The following is a 12,027-nucleotide window of genomic DNA, read 5'->3' on the forward strand; positions in this document are numbered from 1 at the left end:
ATTCTTCCTGTACGGAGTCGATTAACTGTTGGCTTCGCGATCGAGCGTGTCGCGCGGCTGGTGCCGCACGTCGGTGCCCTTCACGATGTAGATGATGAATTCGGCGATGTTCTTCGCGTGGTCGCCGATCCGCTCGATCGCCTTCGCGATGAACAGGTATTCGAGGCCGACCGAGATCGTGCGCGGATCTTCCTGCATGTACGACACGAGCTTGCGCACGAATGCACGGAATTCCAGGTCGATTTCCTTGTCGTCCTTGACGATCTGCGCGGCGGCCACCGTATCGAGGCGCGCAAACGCGTCGAGCGCGCGGCGCAGGATCGTCACGGCCATCTCGCCCGACACCTTGATCTCGGCGATGTTGACCGTGCGCGCAGCCGGCTCGTCGACCAGGCGGCGTACACGCTTCGCGATCTTCTCGGCCTCGTCGCCTGCGCGCTCGAGGTTCGTAATCGTTTTCGAAATCGACATCAAAAGGCGCAGGTCACGCGCGGCAGGCTGCCTCCGCGCGATGATGTTGCCGCACTCCTGGTCGATGTCGACTTCCATCGCGTTCAGGGTTTCCTCGGCCGCGATGACCTTCTCGGCCGTATCGCGATCGAATTCGTTCAGCGCGTACATCGCGCCGACGATCTGCGACTCGACGAGCCCGCCCATTTCCAGCACTTTCGACGACACGGCATTCAGGTCCGCGTCGAACTGGCTCGACAGATGTTTATCCGACATGGCTGTTGTTCTCCGTCATCAGCCGAAGCGGCCGGTGATGTAGTCTTCCGTTTCCTTGCGCACCGGCTTGATGAAGATCTTTTCGGTCTCGCCGAATTCGATCAGCTCGCCCAGGTACATGTAGGCCGTGAAATCCGAGCAGCGTGCGGCCTGCTGCATGTTGTGCGTGACGATCACGACCGTGTAGTCGCTCTTCAGCTCCGCGATCAGCTCTTCGATGCGGCCCGTCGAGATCGGGTCGAGTGCCGAGCACGGTTCGTCGAGCAGCAGCACTTCCGGACGGATCGCGATGCCGCGCGCGATGCACAGACGCTGCTGCTGGCCGCCCGAGAGGCCGTAGCCGCTCTGGTTCAGCTTGTCCTTCACTTCGTTCCACAGCGCCGCCTTCGTCAGCGCCCACTCGACGCGATCGTCCATTTCCGAACGCGTGAGCTTTTCGAACATCTTCACGCCGAACGCGATGTTGTCATAGATCGACATCGGGAACGGGGTCGGCTTCTGGAACACCATGCCGATACGCGCGCGCAGCAGCGAGATGTCGCGCTTCGTCGTCAGCAGGTTCTCGCCGTCCATCAGGATTTCGCCTTCGGCGCGCTGCTCCGGATAGAGCGCGAACATCTTGTTGAACGTGCGCAGCAGCGTCGACTTGCCGCAACCCGACGGACCGATGAACGCCGTCACCTTCCCTTCGGGAATGCTCAGGTTGATGTTCTTCAGCGCATGGAACTTGTTGTAGAAGAAGTTGAGGTTGTTGACCTCGATCTTCGCGTTCAGCGGCGCCAGCGGACGGCCATGCGCCGCATCTTGCGTGCCGGCGGGCGCAGCAGTGCGCTCGACGGGATTCAGGTGGCTTTCTGCCATATTCATCGGATTGCTCCGCCGTTACTTTTTCGAGAAGATCGAGCGCGCCAGGATGTTGAGTCCGAGCACCCCGAGCGTAATCAGGAACACGCCCGCCCATGCGAGCGACTGCCATTCCGCGAACGGGCTCATCGCGAACTTGTAGATCGTGACGGGCAGGTTCGCCATCGGCTGGCTCATGTCCCACGAGAAGAACTGGTTCGACAGCGCGGTGAACAGCAGCGGCGCCGTTTCGCCGGCGATCCGCGCGATGGCGAGCAGCACGCCCGTCACGATCCCGCCGGCCGACGCGCGCAGCGTGATCTTCAGCACCATGCGCCACTTCGGCGTACCGAGCGCGAAGGCCGCTTCACGCAGCGCGTTCGGCACGAGCTTCAGCATGTTCTCGGTCGTGCGGATCACGATCGGAATCTGCAGCAGGGCGAGCGCGATCACGCCGGCCCAGCCCGAGAAGCGCCCCGACTTCGCGACGACGATCGCATACACGAACAGGCCGATGACGATCGACGGCGCGGACAGCAGGATGTCGTTGATGAAACGGATCGTGCTCGCCAGCAGGTTCTTCTGGCCGTATTCGGCGAGGTAGACGCCCGCGAGGATGCCGATCGGCGTGCCGACCAGCGTGCCGAAACCGCACAGCAGCAGGCTGCCGACGATCGCGTTCGCGAGACCGCCGCCTTCCGTGTTCGGTGCCGGCGTCGATTCCGTGAACAGTTGCAGCGACAGGCCGCTCACGCCGAGATGCACCGTCGTGTAGAGAATCCACACGAGCCACAGCAGGCCAAAGGCCATCGCGCCGAGCGACGCAGCCAGCGCGATCGCGTTGACGGCCTTGCGCTTGCGCTGCAGGCGATTGCGCATCGCGTCGAGCACGGCGCCGTCCGGCCCCGGGAAATTCATGATGGGCTCGCTCATTTCTTGCCCTCTCCCTTCTCGAGACGAAGCAGCAGCAGTTTGGAGATGGACAGCACGATGAACGTGATCACGAACAGGATCAGGCCGAGTTCCATCAGCGCGGACGTATGCAGGCCCGGTTGCGCTTCCGCGAATTCGTTTGCCAGTGCCGACGTGATGCTGTTGCCCGGTGCGAACAGCGACACGCTGTCGAGCAGGTTCGTATTGCCGATCACGAAGGTCACGGCCATCGTCTCGCCGAGCGCGCGGCCGAGGCCGAGCATCACGCCGCCGATCACGCCGGTCTTCGTATAGGGCAGCACGACCTTCCACATCACTTCCCAGGTCGTGCAGCCGATGCCGTACGCCGATTCCTTCAGCAGCACGGGCGTGACTTCGAACACGTCACGCATCACCGATGCGATGTACGGGATGATCATGATCGCGAGAATCACACCGGCTGCCAGGATGCCGATACCGATCGGCGGGCCGGCGGTAAGCGGGCCGAGAATCCACACGTCCTTGAGCAGGTGGCCGAGCGGCTTCTGGAAATATTCCGCGAAGATCGGCGCGAACACGAGCAGGCCCCACATGCCGTACACGATCGACGGAATCGCGGCGAGCAGTTCGATTGCGATCCCGAGCGGGCGGCGCAGCCAGACGGGCGACAGCTCGGTGAGGAACAGCGCGATGCCGAAGCTGACCGGCACGGCGATGACGAGCGCGATGATCGACGTCACGATCGTGCCGTAGATCGGCACGAGCGCGCCGTAGATGTCCGAGTTGGGATCCCACTCGGATTGCCACAGGAAGCCGAGGCCGAACTTCTGGATAGTCGGCATCGACGCGATGATCAGGGAAACGATGATCCCGCCGAGCAGTAGCAGGGTCACGATGGCGGCAAGCCGTGCAAGACCGCCGAATACGACATCCCCGACGCGGCTCGGCGCGCGTTGCTGCGCAACGTCGGCGGACCGTGAGGACGTATAGGAAATATCAGACATGGGTGCCTGCTTTTGATTGCCGGACGCCGTAACGCCCGGCTTTACCGCACACACTGCCCGACCTGCACGGCCGGGCAGCGAACCGCTGCAATACTTACTCGGCGGCGACCGACTTGCCCGAAGCGTCCGTCACCTTCGCCTTCCACTGCTTGCGGATTTCCACTTCGACTGCCGGCGGCAGCGAAATGTAGTCGAGGCTGTCAGCAGCCTTCTCGCCGTTCTTGAACGCCCAGCTGAAGAACTTCAGCGTTTCCGCGCCCTGCTCCGGCTTTTCCTGCTTCGCGTGCAGCAGCACGAACGTCGCGCCGACGACCGGCCATGCTTCCTTGCCCGGCTGGTTCGTCAGGATCTGGTAGAACGACTTCGACCAGTTCGCGCCAGCAGCGGCTGCCTTGAACGTTTCCGTCTTCGGCTCGACCACCGTGCCCGTCGAATTCTTCAGGGCCGTGTAGACCATGTTGTTCTTCTTCGCGTACGCCCATTCGACGTAGCCGACTGCGCCCGGCAGACGCTGCACGAAGGCTGCGACGCCGTCGTTGCCCTTGCCGCCCGTGCCCGTCGGCCAGTTGACCGTCGTGCCTTCGCCGACCTTCGACTTCCACTCGTCGTTGACCTTCGACAGGTAGTTCGTCCAGATGAAGCTCGTGCCCGAACCGTCAGCGCGGCGAACCACGGCGATGTCCGTGTCCGGCAGCTTGACCTTCGGGTTCAGCGCGGCGATCGCCGGGTCGTTCCACTTCTTGATCTTGCCGAGGTAGATGTCGCCGAGCACCGGGCCCGACAGCGTCAGTTCACCGGCCTTCACGCCCGGCACGTTGACGACCGGCACCACGCCGCCGACCACCGTCGGGAACTGGAACAGGCCTTCCTTCGCGAGCTCGTCGTCCTTCAGCGGAGCGTCCGAACCGGCAAAATCGACCGTCTTCGCGACGATCTGCTTCAGGCCGCCCGACGAACCGATACCTTGGTAGTTGACCTTCGCGCCGCCGGTCTGCTGGTAGTCAGCAGCCCATTTCGTATAGATCGGCATCGCGAACGTGCTGCCTGCGCCCGTGATGTCGGCAGCGTGAGCGGCGACGGCGAAAAGCGCGCCAGCCAGGCCGGCAATCGCGGTTTGCATCAATTTCATGAGACCTCCAGTGTGTGAGCGGATGACTACGGCACCGCGAAGGTTAGGGGCTCCTCATGACGGTAATGTGACAATCGATGAAACTGGCGTGACAGTAACATGACTGGTTGAAAGGGAGTATCGGGGCGGCGCACGCGGCGCCCGGACAGCGCCGGAACGGCGATGGCGGCAAGAATTGCCTGCCTGGAAGATGGCGTTGCGCAACGTGCAACGCCGGGGCAGCTACCCGTTACACGGGTGTGCGAGCGGATCGTAGCGCAGTGTCGGCGGCACGAGAAGCCTCGGCTCGCGGCTGGCTCGACATCAGGGGTCTGACGATTTTTCGACCCTGGAATGCGGTGGCCGACGAACCCTATAGGTAACGCAAACCTTTGCGTCTGACGAAATCGCGGCGCCCCGAAGGCGCCGCATGCCGGTTCAGCGGAAAGCCGGCGCGCGGGCGTTTGACCGCTCCGCGCCGGATCTGCGCGTCAGGTCGTCGCCGCGCGTACCGCGTCGGCGATCGTCTCCGCATGGCGGACCGCGTCGGCCGCCTGCTGCGCTTCGACCATCACACGCAACACGGGCTCCGTGCCCGATGCGCGGATCAGCACGCGGCCGCTGCCGGCGAGCGCGGTTTCGGCGGCGTCGATCGCGGCGCGAATCGACGTGCTGCCCTTCCAGTCGGCGCCCGGCTTCATCCGCACGTTGATCAGCTTCTGCGGGAACAGCGTGACGCCGTCGAGCATCTGCGCGAGGGTCTGGCCGCTGCGCTTCAGCGCAGCCAGCACGAGCAGCGCCGACACGATGCCGTCACCGGTCGAGTGGCGATCGAGCGACAGGATGTGGCCCGAACCTTCCGCGCCGAGCTGCCAGCCGTGCTCGCGCAACTGTTCGAGCACGTAGCGATCGCCGACCGCCGCACGGACGAACTTCACGCCCTCGCGCTGCAGCGCGACTTCGACCGCGAGGTTCGTCATCAGCGTGCCGACCGCGCCTTCAACCTTGCCGTCGGTCGCGATCCGGTCCTTCACGAGCACGTAGAGCAGCTCGTCACCGTTGTACAGGCGACCGGTCGCGTCGACGACCTGCAGGCGATCCGCATCGCCGTCGAGCGCGATGCCGAGATCGGCGTGGTTCGCGCGCACCGCGCGCACCAGCGCATCCGGCGCGGTCGCACCGACGCCGTCGTTGATGTTGAAGCCGTTCGGCGCGACGCCGATCGGGATCACGTCCGCGCCGAGCTCGTGGAACACGTGCGGCGCGATCTGGTACGCGGCACCATGCGCGCAGTCGATCACGAGCTTCAGCCCGCGCAGGTTGAACGCGGCCGGGAACGTGCTCTTGCAGAATTCGATGTAGCGGCCGGCCGCATCGTCAAGGCGGCGGGCCTTGCCGAGACCGTCGGACGACGCGCATTCGAGCGGCTTGTCGAGCCACGCTTCGATCGCGGCTTCGGTGTCGTCCGGCAGCTTGTTGCCGTCAGCGGAGAAAAACTTGATCCCGTTGTCGTGATACGGGTTGTGCGATGCACTGATCACGACGCCCGCCGACAAGCGCAGCGTGCGCGTCAGGTACGCGACGCCCGGCGTCGGCATCGGGCCGGCCAGCATCACGTCGACGCCGGCCGCCGAGAACCCGGCCTCGAGCGCGGCTTCGAGCATGTAGCCCGACACGCGGGTGTCCTTGCCGATCAGCACGGTCGGACGCGAGCCTGCCGCGACCTCGGCCGAACTGGCCAGTACCTTGCCGGCCGCGTAGCCGAGACGCAACACGAAATCCGGCGTGATGGGTGCGTCGCCCACCGTGCCGCGAATGCCGTCCGTGCCGAAATATCGACGTCCCATGGGGTCCTTCCTCCTTCGTTTTCTGACTTATCGTTGCCGTGCGGCTTCGCGCACGGTATTCCAGATTTTCAGCGCATCGACCGTCGCCGCGACGTCGTGCACGCGCACGATCGCCGCCCCGCGCTCGACCGCGCACAATGCAGCCGCCACGCTCGCCGCGACGCGCTCCATCGGCGGCTTGCCGCCGATCACGGCGCCGAGCATCGACTTGCGCGACATGCCCGCGAGTATCGGATACGCGCGCCCGTCGGGCCGCGCGGGTGCCGTGTCCGGCAACGCGGCCAGCAGTGCGTAGTTGTCGTCGACGATCGCCTTGCCGAACCCGAAACCGGGATCGACGCAGATCCGTTCCGGCGCAATCCCCGCATCGCGCAGCGCCTGCGCGCGCTCGGCAAGAAAATCGCGCACGTCGGTCACGACGTTGACGTAGTCGGGTTCGCCGACCTGCATCGTCTGCGGCTCACCGAGCATGTGCATCGCACACAGCCCGCAGTTGCCGTCGCGCACCGCGTCGATCGCGCCCGGCTGGCGGAACCCCCAGATGTCGTTGATCAGGTCGGCGCCTGCAGCGAGCGCCGCGCGCATCACGGCCGGCTTGTAGGTATCGATCGACAGCGGCACGTTCAGCGGCCGCAGCGCTTCGACGAGCGGAATCACGCGCGCGAGTTCCTCGTCCAGCGGCACGGGCGGTGCGCCGGGGCGCGTCGATTCGCCGCCGATATCGAGGAGGTCGACGCCTTCGGCAATCATCCGCTCGGCCTGGCGCAGCGCGTCGTCGCGCGCGAGGAAGCGGCCGCCGTCGGAGAACGAATCGGGCGTGGCGTTGAGGATGCCCATCACGAGCGGGCGTTCGAACGTCAGTTCGAAGCGGCCGCACTGGAGTGGCGCGGGAATGAATGGGGAAACAGCGGAATCGGACACGAGCAACTGGCGTGAATGAATGCAAAACGGGCCGGTGTGAAGCCACACCAGCCCGTGAACGGCGCTAAAGCGCTAGAGCGGAGATTATGCCGCCGGCGAAGCAGGTGCCGGCGCGTTGCCGGGCTTCACCTCGGCGCTGCTGCCACCACCAGACGAATCGCCGCCGACAGCCGGCGAACTCTTCGGCGAGCGCGGCGGACGGCCTTCCATGATGTCGTTGATCTGGTCGGCGTCGATCGTCTCCCACTCCATCAGCGCGGCGGTCATCGCTTCGACCTTGTCGCGGTTCTCGTCGAGCAGGCGGCGCGCAAGGCCGTACTGTTCGTCGAGCACGCGGCGGATTTCCGAATCGACCTTCTGCTGCGTCGCTTCCGAGATCGTGCGCGTGAAGCCACGGCCGAACGGCGATGCATCGTTCTCGTCGTCGACGTAGACCATCGGCCCGAGCGCGTCGGTCATGCCGAAACGGGCCACCATCGCGCGTGCCGTCTGCGTTGCCTTGTTGAAGTCGTCCGAGGCGCCGGTGCTGACGAGGTTCATGAACAGCTCTTCCGCCACCCGACCACCGAACAGGATCGCGAGGCGGTCCATCAGGTAGTCCTTCGAGTACGTTTCGTTGTCATGCTCCGGCAGCTGCCACGTGACACCCAGCGCACGGCCGCGCGGGATGATCGTGACCTTGTGCACGGGGTCGGCCTTCGGCAACAGCTTCGCGATCACCGCGTGGCCCGACTCGTGATACGCGGTCGCGCGCTTCGCTTCCTCCCGGATCACGGCCGACTTGCGTTCCGGACCCATGAAGATCTTGTCCTTCGCATCCTCGAAATCCTGCATTTCGACGATGCGCTTGCCGCGGCGTGCGGCGAACAGCGCAGCCTCGTTCACGAGGTTCGCGAGATCGGCGCCCGAGAAGCCCGGCGTGCCGCGCGCGATGACTGCCGCATCGACGTCGTTCGAGATCGGCACCTTGCGCAGGTGCACGCGCATGATCTGCTCGCGGCCGCGGATGTCCGGCAGGCCGACATAGACCTGACGGTCGAAACGGCCCGGACGCAGCAGCGCCTTGTCGAGCACGTCCGAACGGTTAGTCGCGGCGATCACGATCACGCCCGAGTTCGCCTCGAAGCCGTCCATCTCGACGAGCATCTGGTTCAGCGTCTGTTCGCGCTCGTCGTTACCGCCGCCCATGCCGGCGCCACGATGACGGCCGACCGCGTCGATTTCGTCGATGAACACGATGCACGGTGCATGCTTCTTCGCCTGCTCGAACATGTCGCGCACACGAGCCGCGCCGACGCCGACGAACATTTCGACGAAGTCCGAACCGGAGATGCTGAAGAACGGTACTTTCGCTTCACCCGCGATTGCGCGGGCCAGCAGCGTCTTGCCGGTACCCGGGGGGCCGACGAGCAGCACGCCGCGCGGAATGCGACCGCCCAGCTTCTGGAATTTCTGCGGATCACGCAGGAAGTCGACGAGCTCGGACACTTCTTCCTTCGCTTCGTCGCAGCCCGCGACGTCGGAGAAGTTCACCGCGTTGTTGTTCTCGTCGATCAGCCGCGCTCGCGATTTGCCGAACGAGAATGCGCCGCCTTTGCCGCCTCCCTGCATCTGCCGCATCATGTAGAACCAGAACACGATGATCAGGATCGTCGGCCCGAGGTAGTACAGCGCGGACATCAGCGCGTTCGGCTCGTCATCGGCCTTGCCGCTGACCTGCACGCCGTACTTCATCAGATCGCCAACCATCCAGATGTCGCCGGGCGACACGATCTGGTATTTCTGGCCATCAGCCGGAGTGACGGTGAGGTTGCGCCCCTGAACGATGACGTTCTTGACCTTGCCGTTCTTGGCGTCGTCCATGAACTGCGAATAGGACACGCCTTCCTGGACGCGGGGCTTGTCGAACTGCTTGAACACCGTAAACAGCACCAGTGCGATCACTAGCCACACCGCTGCCTTCGAGAACATATTGTTGTTCAAAGCACCACTCCTTCACTCGTAGACGAGCGCCTACATTTTCCTTGCGGCGCCCCTCGGTCATTCTAATCCAGTCCGACCACCCTCGCCATAAGCATTGACAACCGCCGCGATAGCGCTTCGCTTGTCTGGCAAGGGCCGGAGCCCGTTTGCGGCACCCCGCCGCGCATCAGCGCGGACGTTTCAGATGCCGACCCAAAATGAACGTTTCGGACGATTTGTCGCGGGACGCCTTCGGCTTGCGCGGCGCGACGGTCTTAAACTGCTGTTTGAATTTCTCGACGATCTGGCTGTAGCCGCTGCCGTGAAAACATTTCACGAGCAGCGCACCGTCCGGCGTCAGATGATTCTGCGCGAATTCGAGCGCCAGATCGCACAGATGCTCGATGCGCGCCGCGTCCGCCGAGGCCACGCCTGAGAGGTTGGGGGCCATGTCGGAAATAACAAGGTCTACCGCGCGCCCTTCGAGCAATTCCTCGAGCTGGTGAAGGACTTCATCCTCGCGGAAGTCGCCCTGGAGGAAGTGGACATCGGCGATCGGCTCCATCGGCAGGATGTCGAGCGCCACGATCGTGCCGTCGATGCCGCCTTCGCGTTCAGCGTCACGCTTCTTGCCCTGCGCGAGCTTGTTGCGGGCATACTGGCTCCAGCTGCCCGGCGTCGCACCGAGGTCGACGATCACCTGGCCCGGACGGATCAGCTTGTCCTGCTCGTCGATTTCCTTCAGCTTGTACGCGGCGCGCGCGCGATAGCCCTCCCGCTGCGCCATTTTGACGTACGGGTCGTTGATGTGGTCGTGCAGCCAGTGCTGGTTGAAGCGGTTTTTTGCCATTCGAGAGAGAGATTGCTGCCAATTGCTTCGTGAAGCCGCGCTTTTAGCGGATAATACGCGTCTTATTCGCGCGGCTGCGGCCCCTTTTCAGGCCCAAGCCGCGATTTTACGTGGTTTCGGCGCACGACTGACGCGGTAACTTCCCGCAATCGCTATTCAGTCAGCGCGCCCTTATTTAGATTTCGACATTTCCATGCCCGCCCTTTCGCTTTCTCCCGCCGAGCGCTCCGCGCTGCGCTCCCAGGCCCATGCGCTCAAGCCCGTCGTGCTGATCGGCGCCGAAGGGCTGACCGACGCCGTGCTGAAGGAAATCAAGGTGCACCTCGGCGCGCACCAACTGATCAAGATCCGCGTGTTCGGCGACGAGCGCGACGAGCGCATCGCGATCTACGACGAGATCTGCGATCGCCTGAGCGCGGCGCCGATCCAGCACATCGGCAAGCTGCTGGTGATCTGGAAGCCCGAAGCCGCCGCAGCGGCTCCGGCCCGCGGCCGTCGTGCCGGCACGCTGCCGAGCGCGGCCGAAGTCGCCGACGACAAGAAAGGCCGTGCACCGCGCACCGTCAAGGTCGTCAAGGTGTCGCCGAACGCGAGCCCCGTGCGTCGCCCGAAGCCGACGAAGGTCGTCGTGCGCGGCAACGAGCGCGTGACGGCAGGCGGTAACGTGAAGCGCGCCAAGAAGCGCCAGGCCAGCACGAAGCGTCCGTTCCAGGACAAGTAAGCATCGGGGCGGCGCGGGTGCTCCGTACCGCCGCCCTGCCCGCGGGCCCGGCATCCACCGGGCCTGCGCGGCATTCGCCTCAGGCGTCGCGCGCCGGCAGACGCCAGATCAGCATCAGCCCCAGCACGCTCTCGACGAGATAGAACACGCTCGAGACGCCGTGCAGCATCCCGAAGCGGCTCGCATACGGCGAGTTCGCGATATCGGTGCCCGCGTCCATTGCGGCCACCCGCAGCGCGTTCATGAACGGCTGCAGCGCGAAATACCCGACCAGCACGCACACGACCATCGCGGCGACGACCCAGCGCACGCGGCGATATTCGCTGCTGCCGCGCCGCACCTGCTGGTTCGACAACGCGAGCAGCAGCACGCCGCACACGACACCGAGGATCGCCTCGATACGGAACAGCTGGGCGGCGACCGAACCGGCCGTCATCCGCTCCAGCGACTTGAACAGCACGGGCGCGACCGCATACCCGATCGTCAGCAGGCTGCCGACCCACACGGCCGACAGCAGACGGAACACGCGATGCGGCATCACGTCGCCCCGCTTCAGATGTAGCTGACCGAGATGATTTCGTACTCGCGCACGCCGCTCGGCGCCTGCACGGCCGCGACGTCGCCTTCGGACTTGCCGATCAGCGCGCGCGCGATCGGCGAGCTGACCGAGATCAGGCCGTGATCGATATCGGCTTCGTCGTCACCGACGATCTGGTACTTGACGGTGTCGCCCGACTCGAGATCCTCGAGTTCGACGGTCGATGCGAAAACCACACGGCCTTCGGCATCGAGCACGGTGGGATCGATGACCTGCGCGGCCGACAGCTTCGATTCGAGTTCCGCGATACGACCCTCGATGAAGCCCTGCTTTTCCTTCGCGGCATCATATTCGGCGTTTTCGGACAGGTCGCCCTGTGCGCGGGCCTCCGAGATCGCGTTGATCACGGCCGGCCGCTCAACGGACTTGAGGCGCTGCAATTCATCGCGCAGGAGTTCCGCGCCACGCTTTGTCAACGGAATGGTGCTCATAAACGGCTCAATCGCTAAAAACGGCTATAAAAAAAATCACCGCGATTAAGCGCGTTTCCGATGCACTGGAAACACCGCCTAATCGCGGCACGTGATGCTTCGAC

The 12,027-nt window shown here is 64.5% G+C and carries 12 protein-coding genes; 1 reads left to right on the forward strand and 11 read right to left on the reverse strand.

Annotated elements, in window-relative coordinates:
* Window positions 1-21 precede the first annotated feature (21 nt).
* From phoU to G3O06_RS11225, 9 genes are all read right to left on the reverse strand, one after another.
* Window positions 22-726: a phosphate signaling complex protein PhoU gene (gene phoU, locus G3O06_RS11185; RefSeq protein ID WP_085040505.1), complete on the reverse strand. Its 705-nt coding sequence runs from the start codon at window positions 724-726 to the stop codon at window positions 22-24.
* Window positions 727-744: 18 nt separating this feature from the next.
* Window positions 745-1,593: a phosphate ABC transporter ATP-binding protein PstB gene (gene pstB / locus G3O06_RS11190; protein ID WP_174915271.1), complete on the reverse strand. Its 849-nt coding sequence runs from the start codon at window positions 1,591-1,593 to the stop codon at window positions 745-747.
* A gap of 15 nt (window positions 1,594-1,608) precedes the next feature.
* Window positions 1,609-2,502, reverse strand: coding sequence for a phosphate ABC transporter permease PstA (pstA, locus tag G3O06_RS11195; RefSeq protein WP_174915270.1), 894 nt, complete (start codon window positions 2,500-2,502; stop codon window positions 1,609-1,611).
* A complete protein-coding gene (gene pstC, locus G3O06_RS11200; RefSeq protein ID WP_174915269.1) occupies window positions 2,499-3,485 on the reverse strand; it encodes a phosphate ABC transporter permease PstC in 987 nt (328 codons plus the stop codon). Before pstC ends, pstA begins: the two co-directional genes overlap by 4 nt.
* A 94-nt stretch (window positions 3,486-3,579) precedes the next feature.
* Entirely contained in the window at window positions 3,580-4,614 is a 1,035-nt protein-coding gene (gene pstS / locus G3O06_RS11205; RefSeq protein ID WP_174915268.1) for a phosphate ABC transporter substrate-binding protein PstS, read from the reverse strand.
* Between the two features lie 470 nt (window positions 4,615-5,084).
* On the reverse strand, window positions 5,085-6,440 hold the full coding sequence (gene glmM / locus G3O06_RS11210) for a phosphoglucosamine mutase (RefSeq protein ID WP_205816047.1): 1,356 nt from the start codon (window positions 6,438-6,440) through the stop codon (window positions 5,085-5,087).
* Window positions 6,441-6,467: 27 nt separating this feature from the next.
* Entirely contained in the window at window positions 6,468-7,409 is a 942-nt protein-coding gene (gene folP / locus G3O06_RS11215; RefSeq protein ID WP_205816048.1) for a dihydropteroate synthase, read from the reverse strand.
* A 36-nt stretch (window positions 7,410-7,445) separates the two neighbouring features.
* Window positions 7,446-9,344 (reverse strand): ATP-dependent zinc metalloprotease FtsH, encoded by a 1,899-nt coding sequence (ftsH, locus tag G3O06_RS11220; protein ID WP_174951848.1) that lies wholly within the window; start codon window positions 9,342-9,344, stop codon window positions 7,446-7,448.
* 166 nt (window positions 9,345-9,510) lie between these two features.
* Window positions 9,511-10,173, reverse strand: a complete 663-nt coding sequence (locus G3O06_RS11225) for an RlmE family RNA methyltransferase (protein WP_174915265.1) — start codon at window positions 10,171-10,173, stop codon at window positions 9,511-9,513.
* A gap of 193 nt (window positions 10,174-10,366) precedes the next feature.
* Here G3O06_RS11225 and G3O06_RS11230 point away from each other — a divergent pair, with 193 nt between their 5' ends.
* Window positions 10,367-10,894 (forward strand): YhbY family RNA-binding protein, encoded by a 528-nt coding sequence (locus tag G3O06_RS11230; RefSeq protein WP_174915264.1) that lies wholly within the window; start codon window positions 10,367-10,369, stop codon window positions 10,892-10,894.
* Between the two features lie 79 nt (window positions 10,895-10,973).
* Here the strand turns inward: G3O06_RS11230 and G3O06_RS11235 are convergent, their stop codons facing one another.
* Window positions 10,974-11,432, reverse strand: coding sequence for a DUF4149 domain-containing protein (locus G3O06_RS11235; RefSeq protein WP_174915306.1), 459 nt, complete (start codon window positions 11,430-11,432; stop codon window positions 10,974-10,976).
* A gap of 14 nt (window positions 11,433-11,446) precedes the next feature.
* On the reverse strand, window positions 11,447-11,923 hold the full coding sequence (gene greA, locus G3O06_RS11240; protein WP_011351601.1) for a transcription elongation factor GreA: 477 nt from the start codon (window positions 11,921-11,923) through the stop codon (window positions 11,447-11,449).
* Window positions 11,924-12,027 lie beyond the last annotated feature (104 nt).

Origin of the sequence: Burkholderia sp. Ac-20345, assembly GCF_017104825.1 — a bacterium.
GTDB lineage: Bacteria > Pseudomonadota > Gammaproteobacteria > Burkholderiales > Burkholderiaceae > Burkholderia > Burkholderia lata_B.